Annotated in this window: 20 protein-coding genes; 10 read left to right on the top strand and 10 right to left on the bottom strand. The window is 69.2% G+C overall.

The window, feature by feature from the left end; translation table 11 throughout:
• The first annotated feature begins 35 nt into the window (after nt 1-35).
• The gene (locus QSJ34_RS11515) at nt 36-2,378 is read left to right on the top strand and encodes a pentapeptide repeat-containing protein (protein WP_285575313.1); all 2,343 of its coding nucleotides are present in this window, start codon (nt 36-38) and stop codon (nt 2,376-2,378) included.
• 54 nt (nt 2,379-2,432) lie between these two features.
• Here the strand turns inward: QSJ34_RS11515 and QSJ34_RS11510 are convergent, their stop codons facing one another.
• Entirely contained in the window at nt 2,433-2,948 is a 516-nt protein-coding gene (locus tag QSJ34_RS11510) for a bactofilin family protein (protein ID WP_285575311.1), read from the bottom strand.
• A 194-nt stretch (nt 2,949-3,142) separates the two neighbouring features.
• Between QSJ34_RS11510 and QSJ34_RS11505 the strand changes: the two genes are divergently transcribed.
• The 6 genes from QSJ34_RS11505 (at nt 3,143) to QSJ34_RS11480 (ending at nt 12,922) form a co-directional block, all read left to right on the top strand.
• On the top strand, nt 3,143-4,285 hold the full coding sequence (locus QSJ34_RS11505) for an exonuclease SbcCD subunit D (protein ID WP_285575309.1): 1,143 nt from the start codon (nt 3,143-3,145) through the stop codon (nt 4,283-4,285).
• Nucleotides 4,282-7,335 (top strand): AAA family ATPase, encoded by a 3,054-nt coding sequence (locus tag QSJ34_RS11500; RefSeq protein WP_285575307.1) that lies wholly within the window; start codon nt 4,282-4,284, stop codon nt 7,333-7,335. Before QSJ34_RS11505 ends, QSJ34_RS11500 begins: the two co-directional genes overlap by 4 nt.
• 64 nt (nt 7,336-7,399) lie before the next feature.
• Nucleotides 7,400-9,799: a S9 family peptidase gene (locus QSJ34_RS11495; RefSeq protein ID WP_285575305.1), complete on the top strand. Its 2,400-nt coding sequence runs from the start codon at nt 7,400-7,402 to the stop codon at nt 9,797-9,799.
• A gap of 68 nt (nt 9,800-9,867) precedes the next feature.
• The gene (gene trhA, locus QSJ34_RS11490) at nt 9,868-10,629 is read left to right on the top strand and encodes a PAQR family membrane homeostasis protein TrhA (protein WP_285575303.1); all 762 of its coding nucleotides are present in this window, start codon (nt 9,868-9,870) and stop codon (nt 10,627-10,629) included.
• Between the two features lie 4 nt (nt 10,630-10,633).
• The gene (locus QSJ34_RS11485) at nt 10,634-11,365 is read left to right on the top strand and encodes a helix-turn-helix domain-containing protein (protein ID WP_285575301.1); all 732 of its coding nucleotides are present in this window, start codon (nt 10,634-10,636) and stop codon (nt 11,363-11,365) included.
• Between the two features lie 39 nt (nt 11,366-11,404).
• Nucleotides 11,405-12,922 carry a sigma-54-dependent transcriptional regulator gene (locus QSJ34_RS11480; RefSeq protein ID WP_285575299.1) on the top strand — a complete coding sequence of 506 codons (1,518 nt, stop codon included), beginning with the start codon at nt 11,405-11,407 and terminating at the stop codon, nt 12,920-12,922.
• 9 nt (nt 12,923-12,931) lie between these two features.
• On the opposite strand, the gene QSJ34_RS11475 is transcribed toward QSJ34_RS11480, so the two are convergent.
• The 9 genes from QSJ34_RS11475 to QSJ34_RS11435 form a co-directional block, all read right to left on the bottom strand.
• Nucleotides 12,932-13,402, bottom strand: a complete 471-nt coding sequence (locus tag QSJ34_RS11475) for an LIC12192 family sporadic carbohydrate cluster protein (protein WP_285575296.1) — start codon at nt 13,400-13,402, stop codon at nt 12,932-12,934.
• Nucleotides 13,395-14,213: a sporadic carbohydrate cluster 2OG-Fe(II) oxygenase gene (locus QSJ34_RS11470; RefSeq protein WP_285575295.1), complete on the bottom strand. Its 819-nt coding sequence runs from the start codon at nt 14,211-14,213 to the stop codon at nt 13,395-13,397. The genes QSJ34_RS11475 and QSJ34_RS11470 overlap by 8 nt, the downstream gene beginning before the upstream one ends.
• Before the next feature lie 102 nt (nt 14,214-14,315).
• Complete coding sequence (locus tag QSJ34_RS11465; protein ID WP_285575293.1) at nt 14,316-15,278, bottom strand: YihY/virulence factor BrkB family protein; 963 nt, start codon at nt 15,276-15,278, stop codon at nt 14,316-14,318.
• A gap of 8 nt (nt 15,279-15,286) precedes the next feature.
• Nucleotides 15,287-15,487, bottom strand: a complete 201-nt coding sequence (locus QSJ34_RS11460; RefSeq protein ID WP_285575291.1) for a hypothetical protein — start codon at nt 15,485-15,487, stop codon at nt 15,287-15,289.
• A gap of 47 nt (nt 15,488-15,534) precedes the next feature.
• Nucleotides 15,535-17,991, bottom strand: coding sequence for an endopeptidase La (gene lon, locus QSJ34_RS11455; protein ID WP_285575289.1), 2,457 nt, complete (start codon nt 17,989-17,991; stop codon nt 15,535-15,537).
• A gap of 32 nt (nt 17,992-18,023) precedes the next feature.
• Nucleotides 18,024-19,268, bottom strand: coding sequence for an ATP-dependent Clp protease ATP-binding subunit ClpX (clpX, locus tag QSJ34_RS11450; protein ID WP_285575287.1), 1,245 nt, complete (start codon nt 19,266-19,268; stop codon nt 18,024-18,026).
• Nucleotides 19,269-19,286: 18 nt separating this feature from the next.
• Complete coding sequence (locus tag QSJ34_RS11445; RefSeq protein ID WP_285575286.1) at nt 19,287-19,757, bottom strand: GreA/GreB family elongation factor; 471 nt, start codon at nt 19,755-19,757, stop codon at nt 19,287-19,289.
• Nucleotides 19,758-19,838: 81 nt separating this feature from the next.
• Nucleotides 19,839-20,786, bottom strand: coding sequence for a lysophospholipid acyltransferase family protein (locus QSJ34_RS11440; RefSeq protein ID WP_285575284.1), 948 nt, complete (start codon nt 20,784-20,786; stop codon nt 19,839-19,841).
• Between the two features lie 113 nt (nt 20,787-20,899).
• Nucleotides 20,900-22,201, bottom strand: coding sequence for an arginine deiminase (locus QSJ34_RS11435; RefSeq protein WP_285575283.1), 1,302 nt, complete (start codon nt 22,199-22,201; stop codon nt 20,900-20,902).
• A gap of 250 nt (nt 22,202-22,451) precedes the next feature.
• On the opposite strand from QSJ34_RS11435, the gene QSJ34_RS11430 reads away from it, so the two are divergent.
• The 3 genes from QSJ34_RS11430 (at nt 22,452) to QSJ34_RS11420 (ending at nt 25,084) form a co-directional block, all read left to right on the top strand.
• Nucleotides 22,452-23,033, top strand: coding sequence for a peroxiredoxin (locus QSJ34_RS11430; RefSeq protein WP_285575281.1), 582 nt, complete (start codon nt 22,452-22,454; stop codon nt 23,031-23,033).
• 97 nt (nt 23,034-23,130) lie between these two features.
• Nucleotides 23,131-23,730 (top strand): lysophospholipid acyltransferase family protein, encoded by a 600-nt coding sequence (locus QSJ34_RS11425; protein WP_285575279.1) that lies wholly within the window; start codon nt 23,131-23,133, stop codon nt 23,728-23,730.
• A gap of 10 nt (nt 23,731-23,740) precedes the next feature.
• The gene (locus QSJ34_RS11420) at nt 23,741-25,084 is read left to right on the top strand and encodes a protoporphyrinogen/coproporphyrinogen oxidase (protein ID WP_285575277.1); all 1,344 of its coding nucleotides are present in this window, start codon (nt 23,741-23,743) and stop codon (nt 25,082-25,084) included.
• Nucleotides 25,085-25,089 lie beyond the last annotated feature (5 nt).

Here is a 25,089-nt window from a genome sequence, read left to right as displayed (position 1 = left end):
AATCGAATGCTGTACAAACCCGCAAAGGAAGCTCCATGAGCGAACTTACCCGGAAGGAAGTGGTCTTCATCCTCAACTCGGGGAAGAACTTCCACCGTACGGACCTGAGCGGCCTCGACCTTCGAGGATTCGACTTCAGCGGGGCCAACCTGTCTGAAGCCAATCTGGCGGGGGCCGTGCTCAACCAGACCCTGCTGCGAGGCGCCAACCTCGCGGGCGCGGACCTGCGCCTGGCCAACTTCGACGAAGCCAGCCTGGAAGGTGCCAACCTCAGCCGCGCGCGGCTGGCGGGCGCCAACTTCTCCGCCGCGAACCTCTCGAACGCCGACCTCACCTTCTTCGACATCCAGCAGTACGAGCCGGCCACGGTGCCCAATCTCAGCGGCGCCAACCTCGCCGGCGCCAAGCTCAACGGCGTGACGCTCACGGGCCTCGACCTCAGCGGCAAGGATCTGCGGGGCTCCGACCTCAGTGGCGCAGACCTCCGGCAGACCGTGCTGGAGGACGCCAACCTCGAAGGCGCGAACCTCGGCCAGGCCAACCTCGTGGGCGCCAACCTCGCCAAGGCGAACCTCTCCGGAGCCAGCCTGCAGGGCGCGACCCTGGGCGGCGCCAACCTCAACCTCGCGAACCTGGGCGGCAGCAACCTCGCGGATGCCGACCTGCACTGGGCCAGCCTCACCGAAGCCAACCTGGAGGGCGCGAACCTCAGCCGGGCCAACCTGAAGGGCACGAACCTCAGCGGTGCCAACCTGGCCGGCGCCGACCTGCGCCACCTCGACATCCTGAAGTACGAAAAGGACGACGTGCCCAAGCTCAAGGGCGCGAACCTCAGCGGCGCCAACCTGCACGGCACCAACCTGCGCTCCATGGACCTGGGTCGCACCAACCTCAGCGGCGCCGATCTCGCCGAGGCCGTCCTGCGGCAGGCCGTCTTCGAAGGCGCGGACCTGCGCGAGGCCAACCTCCATGCCGCCGATCTCAGCGGCTGCAACCTCAGCGGCGCGGTGCTGGCCGGGGCCAACCTGGGCGCGGCCCAGTTGACCGGGGCCGTGCTGGGCAACACGGATCTGCGCGGCGCGGATCTGACCGGGGCCGACCTCAGCGACATCAACCTGGGCGGCGCGAACCTCAGCAGCGCGAACCTCACGGGCGCCAGCCTGACGGGCGCGCAGTTGGACGGCGCCGTGCTCGCGGGCACCCTGCTGGTGGGCGCGAACCTCAGCAAGGTCGACCTGTCCCGCAAGAACATGAAGGGCGCGGACCTCTCCAAGGCCGACCTCACCGAAACCAACCTGGACGGCGCCAACCTCGCCGGGGCCATGTTCTCCGAAGCCAAGCTCAGCGAAACGCACCTGGGCGGCGCCAACCTGCGCGGTGCCAAGCTCAGCGGCGACGACCTGCGCACGGCCAACCTCTGCGGCGCGGACCTCTCGGGCGCCGATCTCTCCGGGTCCAACCTCGAAGGCAGCATCCTCAGCGCGAACCTGCACGACGCCAACCTCTTCGCCGCCAACCTGCGGGGCGCCACCCTCGATCGCGCCGTGCTCACGGGCGCGAACCTGTCGGGCGTCGACCTCAGCGGCTTCAGCCTCGAAGGCATGGACCTTAACCACGCCGTGCTCAACGCCGCGAACCTCAACGGCGCCAAGCTCAAGGGCGCCATCCTGCGCGGGGCCCAGGGCCTCGGCGCCGATTTCAGCGGCACCGACCTGGCCAGCGCCGACCTGCGCAATTCGGATTTCAGCGGCAGCAACTTCTTCGCCTGCAACTTCGAAGGCGCGAACCTGCGCGAGGCCAACCTGGCCTCCCTGCCCACCGAATCCCGCGGCGAGTACCGCACGAACCTCAGCAACGCGAACCTGAGCCGCGCGAACCTGAGTGGCGCGAACCTCTACCAGGCCAACCTGAACGAGGCCAACCTCGTGAACGCCGACCTCACGGGCGCCAGCCTCGTGTGGGCCGACCTGCGCGGCGTGGACCTGCGCCAGACCTCCCTCAAGGACACGGACCTGCGCCAGGCCAACCTGGACGGCGCCAACCTCTGCGGGGCGGACCTCCGCGAGACCATCCTCCAGGACGCCTACCTGGACGGCGCGAACCTTTCGGGCGCCAACCTCTCGGGCGTGAACCTCTCGGGCGCCGATCTGCGCCACACCAACCTCATCGACGCCAGCCTCGACGGCGCTGACCTCAGCGCCGCCAACCTCAACGGCGCGAACATGGTCTGGGCCAACCTCAGCGGCGCGAACCTCGGCAAGGCGAACCTCTCCCGGGCCAAGCTCAGCGGCGCCAACCTCGGTGGCGCGGATCTGCGCGAAGCCAACCTGGACGACGCCAACCTGGACGCCACCAACCTCACCGGCGCGAAGCGCTAGGGATCGGATTCCGTCCAGCCCGATGAAACGCCCCGCAGACGCGGGGCGTTTCTCTTATCGGAAGCGATCGAGGGAACGGGGTGCGGGGAGGATCTCCGGCGCCGAACCATGGGTGCCCGAACCCACGGCCGCCCCGGGGCCGAAGCGGTCCGGCACACGCTCGTCGCGGCGCGGCACCAGCGGTACCGGCTCCACCACCTTGGGGCGGGGCGGCAGTTGGCAGGTGCCCTGGATGACGCCGCCCTCATCGACCACGAGGGAACCCATCTCCACCTCGCCCTCGACCCATCCGGTCTTCAGGATTTCGAGGCAGCCGGCCACCTTGATGATGCCCTCCACGCGGCCGTTCACCGTGAGGTGCTTGGCCTGGATGGTGCCCTTGACGAGGCCCGTGGGCGCCACCACCACCTGGCCTTCGCTGAGGATGCTGCCCTCCACCTCGCCTTCCACCCGGAGGCCGTTGGGGCCCGCGTGGATATCGCCCTGCCAGCGGGTGCCCTCCCCCAGCAGCGTGAAGATCAGATCCGCCGCGGAGCGAGTGGGGCCAGCTTTCTTGCCGAATTGGAACATGGAGCACCCGGACCTGGAACCGACTTCGATGCGCTGAGGCGGCACCGGACCGGCAGAAAACCGGCCTCCCCCCTCTTCGGCCGTATGGGTTCCAGAACTTGAGAATAATCCTGTTGTCTATGGGCGGCATGGAAGGATCCGCGCCCGAGATGCCATACTCCCCATCGATGCCCGATGGCTCCCCGCGGATCCCCATGCGCTTTCTCCACACTTCTGACTGGCACCTGGGCAAGACCCTCTGCAACGCGAGCCTGCTGGAAGATCAAGCCCACGCCCTGGATCAGGTCGTCGCCATGGTGCGCGAGACCCGGGCCGAGGCCCTCGTCGTCGCGGGCGACCTCTACGACCGGGCCGTGCCCCCCAAGGAGGCCGTAGCCCTGCTGGACGACACGCTGGACCGCCTCGTGCGGGGCTGCGGCGTGCCCGTGCTCATCATCGCGGGCAACCACGACAGCCCCGAGCGGCTGGGCTTCGCATCAAGCTTTCTGGGCGCCCAGGGCCTGCACCTGGCCGGGCCCCTGGATGCAGATCCCGAGCCCGTCCTCATCGGCGGCACCGCCTTCCACCTGCTGCCCTACGCCGATCCCGCCATGGCCCGCTACGCCCTCGCCGACGGCGAGCTGCGCACCCATCAGGATGTGCTGGCTTCCCAGCTGGAGCGGGCCCGCCGCCGCCATCCCGCCGGATACAGGTTCGTGGCCGTGGCCCACGCCTTCGTCGCGGGCGGCGCGGTCTCCGATTCGGAGCTGGGCCTCTCCGTGGGCGGCACGGGCGAAGTGGATCCCGCTCTCTTCGCGCCCTGCGACTACGCGGCCCTGGGCCACCTTCACCGGCCCCAGGAGGCCGGCCAGCCCCATGCGCGCTACGCCGGCAGCTTGCTCAAGTACAGCGCCTCCGAGGCCGGCCACGTGAAGGCCCTCACCCTCGTCGAGCTGCCCGAGCAGGGCCCGGCCCGCACGGAACCCCTGCCCATCAGCCCCCGCCGCGACCTGCGCCGCCTGCGGGGCAACTTCGAGGATCTGATGAAGGGCCCCCACGGGCCTTCGGAGGACTACCTCTTCCTCGACCTGCTGGATGACGGCCCCGTGCTCGATGCCATGGCCCGCCTGCGCCAGATCTACCCCAACATCCTCGGCATCCAGCCCGCGCCCGTGACCCTGCCCGCCGACGAGGTCGAGGTGATCCGCACGCGGGATCTGGATCCCGGCGAGCTGTTCCGGTCCTTCTTCCACGAGGTCCAGGGCCGGCCCATGGACGCCGAGGAATCCGCCATCTTCCTCGAGGTCGCGCGGCGCGTCCTCGAAGCGGAGGCCCAAAACGCTGAGGTTCGGCCGTGAGGCCCCTTCACCTCACCCTCGAGGCCTTCGGCCCCTACGCGGCCCACCAGGAGCTGGACTTCGCCGATCTGAAGGACCAGGCCTTCTTCCTCATCCACGGGCCCACGGGCGCCGGCAAGACGAGCATCCTCGACGGCATCAGCTACGCCCTCTACGGCGAGACCAGCGGCGGCCAGCGCGAGACGCGGGATCTGCGCAGCCACTTCGCGGCCGCCGATACGCCCACCCAGGTGATCTTCGACTTCGCCATGGGCGAGCGCCGCTACCGCGTGGCCCGGTCCCCTGAACAGCAGGTGCCCAAACAGCGGGGCGAGGGCACCAAGCGGCAGGCCTACACGGCGAACCTGTGGGAGCTGAAGGACGGCCAGGAGATCCCCCTCGCCACCGAGAAGCCCACCCAGGTCGATCCCAAGGTGGCCGAGCTCCTGGGCTTCAAGGCCGATCAGTTCCGCCAGGTCGTGCTGCTGCCCCAGGGCCGCTTCCAGGAATTCATGCTGGCCGGTTCCGCCGAACGCCAGGCCATCCTCCAGACCCTCTTCCAGACCGCCCGCTACGCGCGGCTCGCCACCACCCTGACGGACGAAGAGAAGGCGCTGAAGGAGGCCATGCGCGGCACCCAGGCCGATATCAAGAGCCGCCTCGCCCAGGCCGGCGTGCCCAGCGCCGAGGCCTTGCCCGGCCTCCTGCAGCAGGCCGCGGAACAGGCCGACACCCTGCTGCGCGATCAGACGCAGGCGGGCCAGGATCTTGATCGCGCGTCCGCCGCCTGGCTGGAGGGTTCCCGCGCCGCGGAGCGGTTGGCGGAGCAGGCCGCGGCCCGGCGGGATCTCGAAAACCTCCAGTCCCAGTCGCGCCGCATCGGGGCCCAGCGCACCGAACTGGACCGCGCCAAGCGCTGCGTGTCCGTCCTTCCCGCCGCCGAACGCCTGGAGGCGGTCCTGGAGCGCGTCCGCCAGCAGGAGGCCGAAGAGGCCCGGCTCGACGCCGTCGCGCGCCTGGCCGGAGACGCCCTCGTGCAGGCCGAGGCCGCCGTGGCCGACGCCGAATCCCACGGGGTGCGCCGCGATGAGCTGCGCCGCGCCATCGCGCGGCTGCGTGATCTGGAGCCCAAGCTCGAAGCCCTGGAGACCGCCCGCCGCGAGGCCCGCGAAGCCGCCCTCGGACGGGGCCGCTTCGGCGAGCTGGCCGAGGAACAGAAGCGGCGCCTCGAGACCGCCAAGCAGGAGCTGATCCGCGCCCGCGGCGCCCAGCAGGAGGCCCGCACCGAATCGGCCCTGGAGGCCGGTCGCGAAGGCATGCTCTACCTCGTGCGCAAGCGCCGCACCCAGCGCGAGGATCTGGAGCGTTCCCTCGAAGAGCTGGCCCGGGCCCAAGCGGCGCTCGAAACCGTGCAGGAGGCCCAGCTGGAGGCTCAGAAGGCCGTGCAGGCCGCGCGCGAGCGGGCCCGCGCCATCCAGGAGCGCCGCCTCGCCGCGCACGCCGCGCGCCTGGCAAAGAACCTCCAGCCCGGCGAAGCCTGCCCCGTCTGCGGCAGCGACGTGCATCCCCATCCGGCCCAGCCCTCCTTCGACCTGCCGGACGAACAGGACGTGCGCCTGGCCATCGAGCTTCAGGAGGACGCCGAAACCGTGCTGGCGCGGGCCCAGGACGCCACCGCCTCGCGCAACACCGCGCTGGAGGTCGCCCGCAGTCGCCGCCAGGATCTCATCGAGGCCCTGGGCGAGCACGCCGACGTGAGCCTGGAGACCCTTGTCATCCTGGAATCGCGCCACCGCGACGAGCTGGACCGCAGCCGCGCCGCCACCGCCAACCTCGCCTCCGTCGAGCGCCTGATGCAGCTCGCCGAAGAGGCGCGCAACCAGTGGGAATCCAAGCTGTCGGAAACCCACCAGCGCCTGCACGACCTGATGGTGCAGGAGGCCGGCGCCAAGGCCCGCATGCAGATGCTCGAAGAGGACCTGCTGCAGGAGCTCCGCGTGCCCGGCGCCCTCTCCACCCAGCGCCGCGAGGCCGAGGCCGAGCTCGAAGCCTCCGAGGCCGAACTGGCCGCGGCCCGCGCCAACCGCGAACCCGCGCGGCTTGCGGCCATGGGCGCCCAGGCCACCCTCAAGGCCCACCAGAAGCAGCTCGAGACCCTGCGCATGGAATCCTGGGGTCTCAGCGAAGCCTTCGACGAGGCCCTCGCCGCAGCGCACTTCCACGACCGCGCGGATTTCGACCGGGCCCGGCGCCGCCCCGAGGAGATCCAGGCCCTTTCCGATGAGGTCGAACGGTACGCGGCCGACCTGGCCGCCGCCCAGCAGCGCGTCGCCCAGGCCGATCAGCAGGCCGAGGGCCTGAGCGCCCCGGATCTGGCGGCCCTCCAGGCCGAGCGCGAAGCGGCCCAGGCGCGCTTCGCCCAGGCCGCCGAAGCCCTGGGTCGGGCCCAATCCGAGCGCCTGGCCCTCGACCGACTCGAAGGCGACCTGCGCGCCCTGGCCGAAACCTCGGGCCTACAGGACCGCCGCTACCGGGCCGTGGCCAACCTCGCGAGCGTGGCCCGGGGCGACGACGGCGACCGCATCTCCTTCGAGCGCCACGTGCAGGGTGCCATCCTCGACGAGGTGCTGGTATCGGCCTCCGAGCGGCTGCGCCGCATGAGCAAGCAACGCTACGCCCTGCGGCGGGCCACCCTCAGCACCGACCAGCGTAAGGCCGGCGGATTGCAGCTGGAGATCACCGACACGCACACGGGACGGGCCCGGGCCGTGAGTTCGCTGTCGGGCGGTGAGGGCTTCCAGGCCAGCCTGGCGCTGGCCCTGGGCCTCTCGGACGTGGTGCAGCGCCACGCGGGCGGCATCCGCCTCGACACCGTCTTCATCGACGAGGGCTTCGGCAGCCTCGATCCCGAGGCGCTGGACCTGGCCCTGCGCACCCTCGAAGATCTCAATCAGGGCGGCCGTCTCGTGGGTCTCATCAGCCACCTCGAAGAGGTGAAGGCGCGCATCTCCGCCCGCCTCGAAGTCACGCCGGGCCCCGGCGGCAGCCACGCGCGCTTCCGCGTCAGCTAGTCTCCTGTCCCGACGCGCATACATCGCATGGCGTGGTAAGATCCCTGCACGCCCCGGAGTTGCCATGCTGCGTCCCCTTGCGCCCTTCCTCAGCCTCGCGCTGCTGGCCCAGCCCGCCCCCTACCAGAAGGCGCCCAGGGCCATCCAGGAGGTGCTGGACGCGCCGGGCACGCCCTCGCTCCTCGCGAGTCCCAGGGGCGACCGCTTCCTCCTGGCGGAATTCGAGCGCCACCCCTCCATCGCCGAGCTCGCCCAGCCCATGGCGCGGCTGGCGGGGCTCCGCTTCAATCCCCTCAACCGCGGTCCCCACACGCCGCCCCGGCTGAAGTCGCTGGCCATCCAGGGCCTGGAGGGCGCCGCGAAGCCCATCGCCCTGCCTTCCGGCCTCAGCCTGGGGCAGCCCCGCTGGTCACCGGACGGCGCCCGCTTCGTGTGCATCGGGGCCACGGCCGGGGCGAACGAGCTGTGGGTGGGCGACGCGGCCACGGGGAAGTTGCGCCAAATCGCGGGCCTCAAGTTGAACGCTATCCTCGGCAGCCCCATGGCCTGGATGCCCGACGGCCGCCTGCTCTGCAAGGGCGTGCCGCAGCAGCAGGGCCCCGCGCCCCAGGCGCCGGCCGTGCCCGTGGGGCCCCGCATCCAGGAGAACGTGGGCAAGGCCGCACCCGTCCCCACCCATCAGGACCTGCTGCAGAACGCCTATGACGAGGCGCGCTTCGAATTCCTCGGGCAAACCCAGCTGGTCCTCGTGGATCTCGGCAGCGGCCAGGTGAATCCCGTGGGCAAGCCGGGCCTCTACGCCAGCGCCGAGCCCTCGCCCGATGGCCGCTTCCTGCTGGTGGCGCGGCTCCAGCGGCCCTTCTCCTACCTGGTGCCCGCCGCGCAGTTCCCCGTGCGCGAGGAGGTCTGGGACCGCTCCGGCGCCCTCGTCCACCTCGCCGCTGACCTGCCCCTGGCCGAGGAGATCCCCATCGAAGGCGTGCGCACGGGCCCGCGCCGCCTGCACTGGCGCCCCACCGAGCCTGCGACCCTGGCCTGGGTGGAGGCCATGGATGGCGGCAATCCCAAGGTGAAAGCGGCCTTCCGCGACCGCATCCTCATGCAGGCCGCGCCCTTCAAGGCCGCGCCCGTCGAACTGCTGCAGCTCCATTCGCGGTTCGCGAACCTGGAATGGGCCGAGCGCGGCGACCTCGCCGTGATCCGCGAGTACGACCAGGACCGCCGCTGGCTGCGCACCTGGCTGCTGGACCCGGCCAAACCTTTTCAGGCACGGCTCGCCTTCGACCTCAGCAGCAACGATCGCTACCACGATGCCGGCGCCTTCCAGACGCGGCTGCTTCCCAATGGCCACGTGGCCCTGCGCCAGTCGGCCCTGCACCAATCAGAGGGCGCACTCTTCCTCGCCGGCAATGGCGCCTCGCCCGAGGGCGACCGCCCCTTCCTCGACCGCTTCGATCCCGCCACCCTGAAGACCGAACGCCGCTTTCAGTCCGCCAAGGACGCCTACGAATCCCTCGTCGCCCTGCTGCCCGATGGCCGCTTCATCACGCGCCGTGAAAGTCCCGCGGAGGCGCCGAACTACCTGCTGCATGGCGCTGAGACCAAGGTCGAGACAGGGGTTGAGACAGGGGCCGAGACCAGGGCTCTGACGGCCTTCCAGGATCCCCTGCCCCAGCTGCGGAAGATCCAGAAGAAGCTCGTGAAGTACACCCGGCCCGATGGTGTCGCGCTGAGTTTCACGATGTACCTTCCGCCCGACTACAAGGCCGGTGAGCGCCGCCCCGCCGTCGTCTGGGCCTACCCCCTGGAATTCACGGATGCCAGCACCGCGGGCCAGGTGACGGGTTCCACGAACCGCTTCACCACCATCGGCGGCATGTCCCACCTGTTCTTCCTGCTGTCGGGCTACGTGGTGCTGGACAACGCCACCATGCCCGTGGTCGGCGATCCCAAGACCGTGAACGACACCTTCCTGGATCAGATCGTGGCCAGCGCCAAAGCCGCCATCGACAAGGCCGACGAGTTGGGCGTCATCGATCCCAAGCGCGTGGGGGTGGGCGGCCACAGCTACGGCGCCTTCATGACCGCCAACCTGCTGGCCCACTCCACCCTCTTCAAGGCGGGTATCGCGCGTAGCGGCGCCTACAACCGCACGCTCACGCCCTTCGGCTTCCAGAGCGAGCGGCGCACCCTGTGGGAGGCGCCGGACATGTACCTCAAGGTCTCGCCCTTCATGTCCGCCAATCATTTCAACGCACCCATCCTCCTCATCCACGGCGAGGCCGACAACAATTCAGGTACCTTCCCCATCCAGAGCGAGCGCCTCTACGCCGCCCTCAAAGGCAACGGCCAGGCCGTCCGCTACGTCACCCTCCCGCTGGAAAGCCACGGCTACACGGCCCGCGAATCCATCGAACACACGCTGTGGGAAATGATCCACTGGTTCGACCAGCACCTGAAGTAGCTCCATGTCCCCCGGGGATGGGTTCCCGGGCATGGGTGCCCGCCCTAGAGTCTGTCATCCTTGAGGCCATGTCCCGCTCGGCCACCATCCACGGATCCACCCCGCAGACGCCGCGGGAGGAATGGGCCAACAGCCTCACGCACGGGTTGGGCACGGCCCTGGCCATCGCGGGCCTGGTGCTGATGGTGGTCTTCGCCGCCCAGCGCGGCACGGCCCGGGACGTGGTGGGCGCGGCGATCTTCGGATCGACGCTGATCCTGCTCTACCTCATGTCGACGCTGTACCACGCCTTCCGCGGGCCGAAGGTGAAGCTGGTCTTCAAGGTCTTCGACCACTCCGCCATCTTCCTCCTCATCGCCGGAACCTACACGCCCTTCTGCCTGTCGGCCCTGGGCCGCATCAGCCCTGCCTGGGGCTGGACCGTCTTCGGCATCGTGTGGGGACTGGCCGTTTTCGGCATCACCTTCAAGGCGGTCTTCTACGGCCGTATCGCCAAGTCGGCCCTCCGCCCGGGGCCGGTGGACCACCTGCACTCGCCCCCGGTGAAGCCCGTCGATCCCGCCTTCGTGAGGCGCATGGGTTGGATCTCCACGGGCATCTACCTGGCCATGGGCTGGATCATCGTCATCGCCGCGGCGCCGCTGGGGCGCTCGCTCTCCACCCACGGACTGTACTGGCTCTTCGGCGGCGGCTTCTTCTACAGCGTGGGCGCCGGCGTCTACAGCCTGAAGAAGATCCCCTTCCACCACGCCCTCTGGCACCTCTTCGTGGTGGCCGGCAGCGCCTGCCACGTCTTCGCCGTGCTCTTCCACGTGATCCCGGGGAAGTAGGGCCGTGATCCCCCTCGCCCTCCTGCCGGGCCACGCCCAATGGGGCGGACATCTGGACGAGCTGATCGCGCGGCCCGAGCCCCTCTGGATCTACGGCGCCGCCGGTTCGGGCGTGTCGGTGCTGGCGGCGGAACTCGCGGCGCGGCGGGGTCTGCCCTGCTTCGACGCCGACAGCGCGGAGGCCGGCGCCGCCTGGCTGTCTGAGCATCCCCGGGGCCTGGTGGCCGCGCGCACGGCCCCGCCGCCCGCCCTGCCCTGCCTGGCCCTGCGGCTGCCGGGGCTGGACGAGCACCCCGAGGCCATCCCCGCCCTGCTGGCCGCCCTCGCCGCGGAGGAGGGTCTCGAAGGGTCGCTGCCCACCCTGCTCGGCGCCCTGCCCTGCCCGGGCAACCTGCGGGAGCTGCGGAACCGCCTGCTGCGCTGGAAGCTGCTGGGCCAGCTGCCCGTGGAGGAGGCCGGCGGACCGCCCCGCTTCGAAGCCGAGGATCTGGCCACCAACCTGCACGCCCTCGAGCGCTTCCTGCTCCACCAGGCCCTGCGACGCGCCTACGGCAACCGGGTGGAGGCCGCCCAGCGCCTGGGCGTGAGCCGCCGCCAGCTCTACCTGCTGATCCGCCGCCACGGCGATCCCGTGCGCGGGGAGGCCGCCAGCGGCGACCTGCCCCTGCGGGTGCAGAAGCGCATCCAGAAGCGCCGCTCCGCACAAAACTCCAGTCCCGATCCGGGCACCCGATAACGGGTGAAGTGGTCACGTCGACCACATGGATGCTCAGCTATGGCGACTCCCCTTAGGGTGCTGGTGGTGGACGACGATCCCGGGATGCGGGACGGCATGGCCATGAGCCTCAAGCGATCCGGCTTCTTCGCCGAACAGGCCCGGGGCGGCGAAGAGGCGCTCCGGATGGTCAGGCCCGGCGCCTACGACGCCGTCGTGACGGACCTGCGCATGCCCGGCATGGACGGCCTGCAGCTCACGGCCCGCCTGAAGGCCGTGGACCCCGGCCTGCCCGTCCTGCTCATCACCGCCTTCGGCAGCCTGGAATCCGCCCGGGAAGCGATGCGCCTCGGCGCCTTCGACTTCCTGTCCAAGCCCTTCAGCCCCGAAGAACTCACCACCGCCCTGAACAAGGCGCTGAAATCCGAAACCCACCTCAAGGCCGAGGAGGCCTCCGAAGCTCCGGTGATCCTCACGCAGGATCCGGCCCTGGGCGAAACCCTGGCCCTGGCCCGCCGCGCCGCCGACAGCCGCGCCACCATCCTCATCCAGGCCGAGAGCGGCACGGGCAAAGAACTGCTGGCCAAGCTCATCCATGGCTCCAGCCCCCGCCGCAGCGGCCCCTTCGTCGCCATCAACTGCGCGGCCATCCCCGAGAACCTGCTGGAATCCGAACTGTTCGGCTACGAGAAGGGCGCCTTCACCGGCGCCACCGGCATGAAGCAGGGCCGCTTCGAACAGGCCGACGGCGGCACCCTCGTGCTCGACGAGGTCGGCGAACTGCCCCTGGGCCTGCAGGGCAAGCTGCTCCGCGTGCTTCAGGAGCGCACGGTGGACCGGCTCGGCGGCAACCGCCCCATCCCCGTGGACGTGCGCCTCATCGCCCTCACCAACCGCGACCTCCAGACCGAGGTGAAGGCCGGACGCTTCCGCGAAGATCTCTACTACCGCCTGAACGTCATCCCGCTGGACCTGCCGCCGCTGCGCGACCGGCCCGGCGACCTGAGCCTGCTGGCCTCGCACTTCGCCGAACGCTACGCCCGCGAGAATGACCGCCCCGTGCCCGAGCTCATGCCCAGCTTCTTCGCGGCGCTGGCCCGCCATCCCTGGGCGGGCAACATCCGCGAACTGGAGAACGTCATCCAGCGCTGTGTGGTGCTCAGCCAGGGTCGGCGCCTCAGCCAGCAGGACCTGCGCTGGCTGCTGCCCGCTGAAGCCTTCGAAGGCCTGCCCGAGGACCCGCCGGAAGACCACCAGACCGAAGCCTGGATGCCGCCTTCCGCGCCTGCACCCGCCCGCCGCGAAACCGCTGCGCCCGCCGGTGCCGTGCTGGCCGACCCCCGCAAGCCCCTCGTCGGCGTTCCCATGGGCACCCCCGTCGTGCTGCCCCTGGGCCTCAGCCTGCCCGAACTTGAACGCTTCTGGCTGCTCTCGACCCTCAGCGCCCTCAAGGGCAACCGCACCCACTGTGCCGATCAACTCGACATCGCCTTGCGCACCGTGCGGAACAAGATCAACGAGTACAAGGCCGACGGCTACAGCATCCCCGCCAGCATGCGCGGACGCGACGAGGACTGAGCCCGGTCTTCAATCCTCTAGGTGAAGCGCCCGGGCAAAAGCACCGCCCTGCTCCAGCAGCGACTGCTCCGCCTTCTCGTAACGCCCGGCGAAGGGGACCTCCGGCAGCAGCAGCGCGCTGGCAATGAGGTCCTCCAGGGGCCCCACGTCCGAAGCTGAGCTCAGCGACAGGTTCTCCAGCGCCGCATGGAAGGTCGCGCCGGCGGCGAGGATGCGGGCGTAGATCGCGGCCCGGCGCTCGGGTTCCGGGGGCAGCATGAAGATGCTGAAACAGATGATGCCGTCCAGCCGCGGCAGTTCCGCCAGCAGGTTCTCGAGCACCATGGTGCAGCCCGGCATGGCGTATTCCGTGGCGCTCAGCAGGTAGGTCAGGCCGCGGCGCCGGGCATAGTCCCGCACAACGAGGTTCTGGACCCGCTGCGGCGTCGAGGTGCCGCGCACCGGGCGGCTGGCGATGTAGCCGCGATGGCCCTTACTCACCTCCGAACCCGCCGGGCATGCGGTAGCCCATGCCGATCCGGGTGGCGGGCCGCAGGGTGATGGGATCGAAGAAATCGCCGAGCTGCTTGTCGGAGTAGGGCGTGAAGAGCCCCTTGAAACGCACGTTGAGGGACCAGCGCGTGGTCGGTTCGCGGTTGACGCGATTGCCGTGCATCAGCGTGTGGGTGAAGCAGAGCACCGTGCCGTAGGGCGCCTCGAGGTAGTGCAGGTCGTCGGCCACCGCCTCGGTGAAGGCCTCGGCGGAACCTCCCGCGAAGGCGTGCATGCGGTCCCGCCAGCGCGCGTCGGCCTCGGGCGGGAGGATGAACATGCTCTTGGTCCGGAAGCAGTCCACCAGCGGGATCCAGAGCACCACCTCGAAGGGCGAATCCTCGGACCAGACGTCCGAATGCAGTGGCAGCAGCGAGGATTCGTCCCCCGGGAGCTGGATGGAGAGGCCCAGGCCCCGCTGCATCACCAGCTCGTTGCCCACGAGGGCCTCCAGCAGCGGGCGGCCGCAGGCGAAGTAGGCCTCGCGGAACCAGTCCGTCGCCCGCAGGCCCTCGATGAGGCCGAGGCGCAGCTCGTTGAGGCGACTCCGGTCCAGCCGCGTGTGGATGCCGTCCAGGTAGGCGCCTGGATCTTCACCATGATCACCGCCGGGCGCCTCGCCCAGGGCCGCCGCCGTGCGTTCCACCACGAACTGGCGGATCCGGTCCAGCTGCACGCGATCCGCGGCCGGGGCCAGCACGTGGCCCTGGGTCAGGAAGGTCCGCGCCAGTTCCGCCTCGTCGTTCGTGAAAAACCCCAAGGTCCGCCTCCTCTGTGCCCACTGTGCGACAGCTCCATCATCGACCCGAAGGCCCGGCTCCATGAAGAGTCGATGAAGAATCGCGACCGGGCCCCTAGCGGTTCAACGTCCGGGCCTTACGAGCTCCCCGGCCTTCATCCGCAGCCCCGGAGGCACGGTGGTGGCGGCGGTCTCGTGGCGGTAGAAGATGGCGGTGATCTCGGCGCCCAGCAGGAGGATGGCGCAGCTGTAGTAGAGGAAGGTGAGGCCCGCCACGATGCCCAGCAGGGAGCCGTACATGATGCCCCAGGTCATGGTGTGCCGCAGGTAGACGCCGAAGCCCCACTTCGCCACCCACCAGAGGGCCGTGGAGATTCCCGCGCCGAGGAAGGCGTGGCGGAACTTCACGTGCAGCCGGGGAAGGTGCTGCAGCACCATCGTCATCACCACCAGGCCGATCAGGGGCCCCAGGAAGGGCAGCAGGTCGATCTGCTTGACGGGGAGGAATTTCCGCAGCGCGCCGCCGATCAGGACCGCCAGGAAGAACACCGTCGACAGGAGGCCGACGACGAGGAAGACCACCTGGCGCAGCAGGTGGTTCTTGCGGGTCTGCCGGTGCTTCTTGATGCGCAGACCGAAGACGTGGGCCAGGCTCGTGTCCAGCTGGCTGACGCCCCAATAGCTGCCGAAGAGCAGCACGATCCAGGAAAGGCCCATGCCGCCGATCTTCTGGCTGTTGGCCACCGCGTCGTAGACGAATTCCTTGGGCAGATAGGGCACGATCTCCTGCAGCGTCTTGAGCGTGCCGGGGCCGTAGGCGCGGCTGCCCAGGATGGTGCCCAGCAGCTTGAAGAGCAGCGTGGACAGCGGCACCAGACTCACGATGAGCCAGAAGCTGAGGCCTGCCGCGTAGCTCAGGCAGTCATCCTTCTGGTATTTGCTCAGCACTTCGAAGGTGAAGGAGCCCGCGCGGCCCAGGGGCGGTACGGCCCGGGCGATCTCGTGCCACAGCTCCGCGGCCGTCCTCCGGGCCCGCTCCCAGCCCGCTTCCAGCGTGGCCCACAGGCCCAGGACCTTCTCGACCATCGGCCTTCCTAGAAGCGCACGGGATGACGGGGCAGCAGGTACATCAGCCAGGCCAGGGCCAGCCCGATGCCGATGAGCCCGGCCGCGTGCTTGAGGATCGAGGCCCGCGTCCGCTCGGGCCGCGTGGTCGGATGCAGGAGCCCCAGCACCAGGGCGATGCCCAGACCCATGACGACGAAGTGGAGGACGTGGCTGGAGAGGAAACGCATGAGACCTAGGTTAGCAGGCTGGGGGGTAGCAGGCTGGCGCTCCGGGATTACTGCGCCGTGGCGGGCTTCTCGCGCGGGGGGGCCGGCGCGGCCGGGGACGCGGACTCGGGCCCCAGGGGCTCGGGCATGCGGGTGAGAGCCAGCTGAATGACCTCGTCCATGTGGCTCACGAGGTGGATGCTGAGCTGCTCGCGGACCTCGGCGGGCACCTCTTCCAGATGCCGGGCGTTCTCGCTGGGGATGAGCACGGCCTTGCGGCCCTGGCGGTGCGCGGCCAGCAGTTTTTCCTTGAGCCCGCCGATGGGCAGCACGCGGCCCCTCAAGGTCAATTCGCCGGTCATGGCCATGTCGGCGCGGGCGGGGATGCCCGTCAACACGGAGATCAGGGCCGTGGCCAGGGTGATGCCGGCGCTGGGGCCATCCTTGGGGATGGCGCCCTCGGGCACGTGGACGTGCAGGTCCACCGTGTCGAGGAAGTCCCGCTTCAGGCCCAGGCGCTCGGCCCGGGCGCGCACGTAGCTCAGCGCCAGGTTGGCGCTCTCCTGCATGACCTCGCCGAGCTTGCCCGTGAGCTTGAGGTTGCCCTTGCCCGGCAGCACGGCGGCCTCGATGGTGAGCAGGTCACCGCCCGTGGGCGTCCAGGCCAGGCCGTTCACCAGGCCCGGCGGGGCCGTATCCTCGGCGCGATTCTCCAGGATCTTCTCGGGCCCCAGCAGCTTGGGCACGCGGTCCGCGGTGATGACGGGATCGAAGACCTCGCCCGCCGAATCCAGGAGGTGAGGCTGCAGCGTGTGCCGCGCCAGCTTGCGCAGGATGTTGGCGATCTCGCGCTCCAGCTGGCGCACGCCCGCCTCGCGGGTGTAGGCCTGCACGAGCTTTTCAAGGGCGGCGGGCTCGAAACGCACGCCCATGTCCTTCATTCCGTGGCCCTCGAGGGCCCGCGGAAGCAGGTGCTGCTGGGCGATGGCCAGCTTCTCTTTGGTGGTGTAGCCGCTGAGTTCCAGCACCTCGAGGCGGTCTTCCAGAGGCTCGGGGATCTGGTGGCGCATGTTGGCCGTGGCCAGGAAGAGCACCTGGCTGAGGTCGAAGCCCACGTCCAGGTAGTGGTCCTGGAAACTGGCGTTCTGCTCGGGATCAAGAACTTCCAGCAGGGCGCTGCTGGGATCGCCGCGGAAATCCGAGGCCATCTTGTCGATCTCGTCCAGCAGCATGAGCGGGTTGCGGACCTTGGCCTTCTTCATCAGCGAGATGATGCGGCCCGGCATGGAGCCGATGTAGGTGCGCCGGTGGCCGCGGATCTCGGCCTCGTCCCGCACGCCGCCCAGGGACAGGCGCACGAAGGGGCGGTTGAGGGCCCGGGCGATGCTGCGAGCCAGCGAAGTCTTGCCCACGCCCGGAGGGCCGACGAGGCAGAGGATGGGGCCGCGCAGCGGGGCGCGGTCCTCATTGGGTTCCCCGGCCCCGTCTCTGGCTTTGGGCGGCACGTTCCGCAGCCGCGCCATGACGGCGAGGTGTTCGAGGATGCGGGCCTTGATCTTGTCGAGGCCCGAATGGTCCTCGTCCAGCACCCGCTCGGCCTCCATCAGGTCGAGGCGTTCATCCGCCAGGGCCTGCCAGGGCAGCGCCACGAGCCAGTCGAGGTAGGTGCGGCTCACGGTGGCCTCGGCGCTCTGGGGCGGCATGGCCTCCAGGCGTTCCAGCTCCTCCAGGGCCTTGGCCTTGGCCTCGGCGCTCATGCCCGCGGCCTCGATCTGGTCCTTCAGGCGGGTCGATTCGTCCTTTTCTTCCTTCTTGCCCAGCTCCTGCTGGATGACGCGCATCTTCTCGTTCAGCACGTACTGCTTGTGGTCCTGGTCGAGGCGCTGGCGCGTCTTCTCGTCCAGGGTGCGGTCCACGTCCGAGCGGGCGGCGTCGAGTTCCAGCAGGCGCATGAGCGCCTCGAGGCGGGGCTCGATCTCCAGCTGGTCGAGGATCTCCTGCTTCTGCTTCACCTCCGCGGGCACGAGGCCGGCGACGGTGTCGATGGCCTTGCCGAGAGGCAGTTCGCGGATCTGGTCCAGGCTCAGCAGCCGTGAGGCATCGGAGTTGCGGCCCAGGAAGGCCTCCACCGCCTGGTGGAAGGGTTGGAGCGATTCCCCCGCGGCATGGGAGGGCTCGGGCAGCAGGTAGGCCTCGGCCTGGATGACCTCGCCGCTGTCGTCGTAGCGGCGCAGGTTCACCCGGGCGATGCCCTTCACGCCCACCTTGTAGTAGTCCTTGGGCAGGGCGATGACCGATTCCACCAGGGCCAACGTGCCGATGGCGAAGAGATCATCCTGGCCCGGCGTCTCCACCTTGGCGTCCTTCTGCGTGAGCATCAGGAGGTGGTCCCCCGCCTTGATGGCCAGCTCCAGGGTGCGCACCGAGGCCGAGCGTCCCACGACGAAGGGCACCCTCGCCCCGGGGAACAGCACCATGTCCCGGATGGGAATGGCCGGCAGGGTGAGGGTCTTGGGAACGGCCATAATCAGTTCGCCTTAGGGCAGGTGGCCTCGGTTCAGCCTGCGGCCGAGATGGGGTGCGAGGGCAGGCCCAGCACTTCTTCGACCTTCTGGCGGGTGATGCGGAGCGCCTCGCGGGAGGTCCGCTTGTCCGAGGGCAGCTCGTACATGGGCTCCAGTAGGATCTGCTCCACCAGGCTGCGCAGGCCGCGGGCGCCCAGCTTGCGGGTGAGGGCCTGCTCGGCGATGGCGTCGATGGCGCCGTCCTCGAAGCTCAGGTCCACGTCGTCCATGTCGAAGAGCTTCACGAACTGCTTGGTGATGGCGTTCTTCGGCTGGGTGAGGATGGCGACGAGGGCTTCGCGGTCCAGGGGCGAGAGGCCCGCCACCACGGGCAGGCGGCCCACCAGCTCGGGGATGAGGCCGAACTTGATGATGTCTTCGGGCTCGACGAGGCGCAGCAGGTTCTCCTTGTCCTCCTTGGAGGAGGGCGTGCTGCCGAAACCCACGGCCTTGGCGCGGATGCGCTGCTTGATGATGTCTTCGATGCCCACGAAGGCGCCGCCGCAGATGAACAGGATGTTGCTCGTGTCGAGCTGGATGAACTCCTGGTGCGGATGCTTGCGCCCGCCCTGGGGCGGCACGTTGGCCACGGTGCCTTCCACCAGCTTGAGCAGGGCCTGCTGCACGCCCTCGCCCGACACGTCGCGGGTGATGCTGGGGTTCTCGCTCTTGCGGCCCACCTTGTCGATCTCGTCGATGAAGACGATGCCGCGCTGGGCCCGCTCCACGTCGTAGTTGGCGGCCTGCAGCAGCTTGGTGAGGATGTTCTCCACATCCTCGCCCACGTAGCCGGCTTCGGTCAGCGTGGTGGCGTCGGCCATGGCGAGGGGCACGTCCAGGAAGCGGGCGAGCGTCTGGGCCAGCAGGGTCTTGCCGGTGCCCGTGGGGCCCAGCAGCAGGATGTTGCTCTTGGAGAGCTCGACTTCCGTGGCGCCCAGGGCCTTGCGGGGGGTGAGGATGCGCTTGTAGTGGTTGTAGACGGCCACGCTCAGGCGCTTCTTGGCGGATTCCTGGCCGATGACGTAGTCATCCAGGAAGGCCTTGATCTCCTTGGGCCGGCTGAGTCGGGCCTCGTGCTTGCCCAGGGGCTTGCCCTGGCGGCTCATGCGCAGCTGCAGCTGGCCAGCCTCCAGGCATTCGTTGCAGATGAAGGCTTCGGGCCCGGCGAGGAGCTGCTCCACCTCGTGAGGCTCTTTGCCGCAGAAGGAGCACTTTTGCTCGCGCTTGTACTTATTCATCTCCCCTCCTGGGGACGTCTAGGCTACATCGTGAATGGTCTTGAGTTCCAGAATCTCGAAGCGCCGGACTCCCGCGGGGATCAGGACGCGGATTTCGTTGCCCTCCTCCTGGCCCACCAGGGCGCTGCCGATGGGGGAGCTGATGCTGAGATGCTGCGGATGGCCATCCAGTTCCTCCGGGAGCACCAGGGTGTAGGTGAACTCCTCCTCGGAATCCAGGTCCAGGATCGTGACTTTGGAGCCGTAGGCCGCCCGGGTCTTGGGCAGGCGGCTGATGTCCAGGCTGGCCACCTCGGCGATGCGCTTCTCCAGGGTCACCATCTTGTTCTGGAACATGTCGCGCTTGGCCAGGGCCTGTTCATATTCGGCGTTCTCGGACAGGTCGCCCTGCCCGGCGGCGCGGGCGATCTCCTGGGGGATGTCCACCAGGAGGGCCTGCTTGATGTCCTTCAGTTCCTTCTCGAGCTTGGCGAGCACGTGCTTGGGCATGGGGCATTCCGGGAAAGGAGGGTCAAAAAAAGGCGGGCCGTGGGGCCCGGGTCAGTCAGGGGAGGTTGAGAGCCATTCTACTCATTCCTGGGACAGAAGCGACGGGGGAAGGGGGTGGCCTGCGCTGGGGCGGGTCTTGAAGCGGCGGTGCATCCAGAACCACCAGCGGGGATCCTTCCGGATCTGGGCTTCGATGCGGCTGGTCATGATCTGGGTGGCCACCCGGACATCCTCGGCGGCGTCGCCGGTGACGGGCACCTCGAAGGGAGGTTCGAAGCGCACGGTGATGGTGCCGTCGGGGTTGGGCCAGCTGAAGACCGGCAGCACCGGCAGCTTGAAGCGGGTGGCCAGGGTGCCGGCCGTGCCGAAGGTGGAGGCCCACTGCCCCAGGAACTTCACCCACACACCCATGGTGAGGGCGTCCTGGTCCAGCAGGAAGCCCACGCCCCGACCGGCCTTCAGCGATTTCAGGGACTCCCGCACGGCCCCATCCTTGAAGATCACCCGGTTCCCGAACTTCGTGCGGAATCCGTTGGAAATGGGCTCCAGCAGCGGGTTGTCCAGTTCCCGGCCGATGACATCCAGGGTACGTCCGTGGCGGCTCTGGGCCAGGGCGATGGCCTCCCAGTTGCCGTAGTGGCCCGTGAGCTGGATGAAGCCCTTGCCACCCGCCTGGGCGGCGTCGAAGTGCTCCAGCCCTTCCACTTTGATCCAGCGGTCCAGTTCTTCGGGGGTGGCCCGGCGCAGGCGCAGCAGGCCCACGAACAGGGCGCCGAAATGCTTGAAGCAGGCCCGGGAAAGGGCCCGGGTCTGGGCCTCGTCCAGGCCCAGGTCCGCGAAGCGCAGGTTCTCCCGGACGATGCGGCGGTGCCGCGGATCCACCAGGTAGAAGAGCAGGCCCGTCGCCTCGCCCACCGCCTGCACCGTGGCCCAGGGCAGGCGGCCGAGGATGCCCTCCAGCAGGAGGAAGGTCCCGTACTCCAGGCGGTGCCGGAGGGTGGGGGTGGGGTTCGGGGTCATGGGGGCCATAAAAAAAAGCGCCTCGAGGGAACGAGGAGCGAAGAGGCAGCTTAACAGCAACCGGGTTCAGGTTCGCTTGACTATTGTTTTCAATGGTTTAGATGACCAAATAGCCGGATCCATCAGGCTCCGGCCCGGGCCAGGGGCATGGTCATGCAGCGGGGGCCGCCCCGGGCCCGGCTCAGTTCGCTGGCCTCGATCTGGACCAGGTACTTGTTCCCGTCCAGCAGATCCAGGCTTTCGTCGGTCAGCACCTGCTTGGCCGTCACCACGCGGTAGCCCGCCTGGTCCAGGGCCTCGGCGGTGGCCAGGTTGCGGCCGTAGCTGGTGATGACGCCCGGCGCCAGGCAGAAGGCGTTGGCGCCGTCGGTCCACTGCTCCCGCTGCTGCAGGATGGAATCCTTGCCGCCACAGAAGATGGGCTTTAGGTCGATGCCCACGGCCCTGAGCGACTGAAGCAGGCTGGGGTGGGTGCTCATGCGCAGCTCGGGATGGCGCAGATCGATGCTTGTGACGTTCAGCAGTTCGCGGCTGCCCTCCAGGAAGTAGGGCGGATAGACGAGGCACTCGTCCTCGCTGGTGCGCGTGAAGATGGTGTCCAGATGCATGGCGCTGCGCTTCTTGGGCATCAGCACCATGAGCAGGTGGTCGAAGCTGCTTTCATCCTCGGCCCTGTGGGCCCGCAGGCTTTCGGCCAGCAGCTGGATGGCGTCGGCCTGGGTGCGCTCGCTGCAGCCCACGGCCAGCACCTTGTGGCTGAGCACGAGGATGTCGCCACCCTCCATGCTCACGGGGGCCTTGATGTCGCCGCGCACCAGGGGCGTGACCTGATCGAACCACTTGTCGTGGTCCGTGTGGTGCTTCAGGCGCGGGTGGTGGCGGAAGACGTAGCTGAGAATGAGCGGCTCGCGCTCGCGAGCCCAGGTGGCCATGGAGTTCACGCTGTAGCCGTCGCCGATGACCGAGGCCGGATCGCGCATGAAGAGGAGGTTGGGGATGGGACGGACCCGGTAGTCGAACTCCTGCTCCCAGGGCGTATGGCTGGGCATGTCCTCCCAGGGCAGGCCCCCGATGACGCTGCGGGCCGCGTCCGCCGAGCTCATGTCGCGCAGCAGGTTGCAGGTGTCGTCCGGCAGGCCCACGAGCCGGCGCAGATCCTCGATGAAGCCCAGCTTCACGCCCTCGTCGTGCAGGGCCTCGATGAAGAGATCCTGGATATCCAGCACCTCGTCGGCCACCCGCGCCAGCACCTGGCGGAACTGGGCGTGCTCGTGGCGGGCCAGGTCGCCATAGAGGATGTCGTCGAAGAGCAGCTTCTCCATCATCCCGGGCACCATCTGGTCCACCTCGGGGCCGGGGTTGTGCACCACCACCTGCTTGAGGCGGGCCGTTTCGGAAAAGATGGATAGCTGGATGGGCTGCATGCGGATGCCTCGGATCCCAAACCTCGCAGCCTAGCACGTGCCTGCATCCCGGGCCCCGGTGCCGGCCTCGGCATTGACACTCTGGAAATCCGAAACGGAAAAATCCCCCGATCCCGTCAATCAGTTGACCCATGGGTTTGATATAGTCGACCATTTTGGTCAGACAATTTCCTTGAACCCCCTGGTGCCCCGGCGTAGCCTGATTCTTCCTACCGAAACCCACGGGGATCCCCCCCGAAATGGAGGCATCATGGCCGCATTCGTGACCCAGCCCGCACCCGACTTCAAGGCCGACGCCCTGGTCAACGGCGAGTTCAAGCAGGTCTCCCTGTCCGATTACAAGGGCAAGAAGGTCGTTCTCTTCTTCTACCCCCTCGATTTCACCTTCGTCTGCCCCACCGAGATCCTGGCCTTCGCCGACGCGATCAAGGAATTCGAAGCCCGCAACACCCAGGTCATCGGCGTGAGCGTCGATTCCAAGTTCAGCCACCACGCCTGGGTCAACACCCCCCGCAAGGAGGGCGGCATCCAGGGCGTGACCTTCCCCCTGGTCTCCGACCTGAACAAGACCATCGCCCAGGACTACAACGTCCTGCTGCCCGCCGGCATCGCCCTGCGCGGCCTGTTCATCATCAACAAGGAAGGCATCCTCAAGCACATCACCGTGAACCACAACGACCTGGGCCGCAGCGTCGAAGAAGTCCTGCGCCTCCTGGACGCCGTGGACTTCAGCGAAGAGCACGGCGAAGTCTGCCCCGCCAACTGGCACAAGGGCGAAAAGGCCATGAAGCCCAATGCTGCTGGTCTCAAGGCCTACGTCGCCTCCAAGTAAAGTCGACCGAGAACGTGCGAAGCGGGCGCCTGGCGGCGCCCGCTTCGTGTCTACCAAAAGTCCCGGCTACTCTGGATGCCCGCCTCAGAAGGTGCCCTTGAAGCCAGCCGCCGCCCATCCCCTGCCCCCCGCGATCCTGCGCCAGGACCGCGGCTGGTTCTGGCGGGCCTTCGGGAAGGCCTACCTGCGCCTGGCGGGCTGGCGGGTCGAAGGCGCGTTCCCCGAAGCCACCAAGTGCGTGGCTGTCGTGGCGCCCCACACGTCGAACTGGGATTTCCCCCTGGGCGTGGCGCTGGTCTTCGCCGTTGAGCTGCGCGTCTCCTGGCTCGGCAAGCACTCGCTCTTCAAGGCCCCGTTCAAGGGTTTCCTCCGCTGGCTGGGCGGCATCCCCGTGGACCGCCGGGCCAGCCATGGCGTGGTGGAGGCCTGCGTGAAGGCCTTCGAATCCTCTCCCGCGCTCATTCTCGGGCTGGCGCCTGAGGGCACGCGCAAGGGCGTCAGCCGCTGGCGGACGGGCTTCTACCAGATCGCCGTGGGGGCCGGCGTGCCCATCCTCCCCGTGTCCTTCGATTTCGCGGAGCACGTGATCCACCTGATGCCCCCCTTCTCGCCCAGCGGCAACCTGGAGCAGGATCTGCCCTTGATCCAGGCGCTGTTCCGCGAGGTGCGGGGACTGCGGACCCGCCCCCTCGCCTGAGGCCGGACGCGTGACCGCCCCCAAGACCTTCCTCGTCCTCGGCGGCGGCCTCAGCGGCCTGTTGGCGGCCTGGCACCTGCACCGTGCGGGCCTGGAGGTGGAGGTCTGGGAGGCCTCGGCGAGCGTGGGCGGATGGGCCCAGACCCTCGCCTGGCCGGGGCCCGACGGCGAACCCGGAAGCCTGGAACGCGGGCCCCAGGGCCTGCTCGTGGGGCGGGGCGGCGCCCTGGACCGCGTGCTGCGCGAGCTGAACCTCGAGCTGCGTCCCACCGCTCCCAAGGGCCCCCGGTGGCTGGGAAAGGGGGGCCGGCGTCATCCCAGCCCGGCCAGCCTGGGGGGGCTCCTGCAGGCCCCCGGGCTGAGCCTCGCCGCCAAGCTCCGGATGCTGGCGGAACCCTTCATTCCCGCCGGTGGCATGGTGGACGATTCGCTGCACACCTTCTTCGCCCGCCGCCTCGGCGAAGGTTTCGCGCGGGAGCTGCTGCCGGCCCTGGTGGCGGGCGTCTTCGCCGCGCCGCCGGAACGCATCGGTATGGAGGCCCTGCCTCGTCTCCGCAGCCTGGAAGCGCGGGGCGGACTGCTCCTCGGCGGACTACGCGCAGGACTGGGCGCAGGACCGGGCGCAGGACTGAGCGGAAGGCCAGGCGCGGGCCGCGAACGCACGCGCCTGCCCGCGGGCGGCACAGGCGCGCTGGCAGGCGCCCTCGCGAAGGCCCTCGGGTGCGTGCGGAGGAACCACCCGGTGCGGACCCTGGAAGCCCTGCCCGGCGGGCGCTGGCGCATCCGGGGCGAGGATTCCGGTCTCGACGTGGACGCCGTGGTGCTGGCCCTTCCCGCGCGCGTCGCCGCTGACTTGCTGCGGCCCCTGGCGCCCGTCGCGGCGGATCGGCTCGGCGGGATTCCGCACCTGGATCTGCGCGTCTGGCACAGCCGCCATCCGGCCGTCCCCGGCTGCGAGCGGGGCTTCGGGCTGCTCCTCCATCCGCTCGAAGGCCGTGGCCTGCTGGGTGTTGTGGGCCTCGCGGCCGATGATCCCCGCGGCGTGCCCGGCCTGCTGCAGCTGCGCGCCTATCTGGGCGGCGCCTATCCGGTGGAGGCGGAATTGGAGGCCTGGCCCGGCGTCTTCCAGGAGCTCCAACGCTGGCTGCCCGAGCTGGCTCCCCCGGTCCAGACGCGCCTGGAGCAGGCCCCCGGCGCCTTCCCCCTGCTGGAACCGGGCCACGGCGCCCGAGCGGCGCGGCTGCTCCAGGAACTGCCGCCCAACCTGCACTGGCTGGGCGGCGCCCGCTTCGGGCCCGGGGTTCCCGACCTCGCCGAAGGCATCGAGGCCTGGGCGGAGACCCTTAAGCGCTGATCGAG

The organism is Geothrix limicola, from assembly GCF_030268085.1.
GTDB classification, from domain to species: Bacteria; Acidobacteriota; Holophagae; order Holophagales; family Holophagaceae; genus Geothrix; species Geothrix limicola.
Note: the sequence above shows the minus strand (reverse complement) of the source record. Positions and strands in the feature narration are given on the sequence as shown.

What these genes read in the sequence shown, in the direction of transcription:
- QSJ34_RS11480 (WP_285575299.1), top strand. Translation starts at nt 11,405, where the DNA reads ATGGCGACTCCCCTTAGGGTGCTGGTGGTGGACGACGATCCCGGGATG.
- clpX (WP_285575287.1), bottom strand. Translation starts at nt 19,268, where the DNA reads ATGAATAAGTACAAGCGCGAGCAAAAGTGCTCCTTCTGCGGCAAAGAG.
- QSJ34_RS11445 (WP_285575286.1), bottom strand. Translation starts at nt 19,757, where the DNA reads ATGCCCAAGCACGTGCTCGCCAAGCTCGAGAAGGAACTGAAGGACATC.
- QSJ34_RS11460 (WP_285575291.1), bottom strand. Translation starts at nt 15,487, where the DNA reads ATGCGTTTCCTCTCCAGCCACGTCCTCCACTTCGTCGTCATGGGTCTG.
- QSJ34_RS11465 (WP_285575293.1), bottom strand. Translation starts at nt 15,278, where the DNA reads ATGGTCGAGAAGGTCCTGGGCCTGTGGGCCACGCTGGAAGCGGGCTGG.
- QSJ34_RS11495 (WP_285575305.1), top strand. Translation starts at nt 7,400, where the DNA reads ATGCTGCGTCCCCTTGCGCCCTTCCTCAGCCTCGCGCTGCTGGCCCAG.
- QSJ34_RS11515 (WP_285575313.1), top strand. Translation starts at nt 36, where the DNA reads ATGAGCGAACTTACCCGGAAGGAAGTGGTCTTCATCCTCAACTCGGGG.
- lon (WP_285575289.1), bottom strand. Translation starts at nt 17,991, where the DNA reads ATGGCCGTTCCCAAGACCCTCACCCTGCCGGCCATTCCCATCCGGGAC.
- QSJ34_RS11430 (WP_285575281.1), top strand. Translation starts at nt 22,452, where the DNA reads ATGGCCGCATTCGTGACCCAGCCCGCACCCGACTTCAAGGCCGACGCC.
- trhA (WP_285575303.1), top strand. Translation starts at nt 9,868, where the DNA reads ATGTCCCGCTCGGCCACCATCCACGGATCCACCCCGCAGACGCCGCGG.
- QSJ34_RS11505 (WP_285575309.1), top strand. Translation starts at nt 3,143, where the DNA reads ATGCGCTTTCTCCACACTTCTGACTGGCACCTGGGCAAGACCCTCTGC.
- QSJ34_RS11510 (WP_285575311.1), bottom strand. Translation starts at nt 2,948, where the DNA reads ATGTTCCAATTCGGCAAGAAAGCTGGCCCCACTCGCTCCGCGGCGGAT.
- QSJ34_RS11440 (WP_285575284.1), bottom strand. Translation starts at nt 20,786, where the DNA reads ATGGCCCCCATGACCCCGAACCCCACCCCCACCCTCCGGCACCGCCTG.
- QSJ34_RS11435 (WP_285575283.1), bottom strand. Translation starts at nt 22,201, where the DNA reads ATGCAGCCCATCCAGCTATCCATCTTTTCCGAAACGGCCCGCCTCAAG.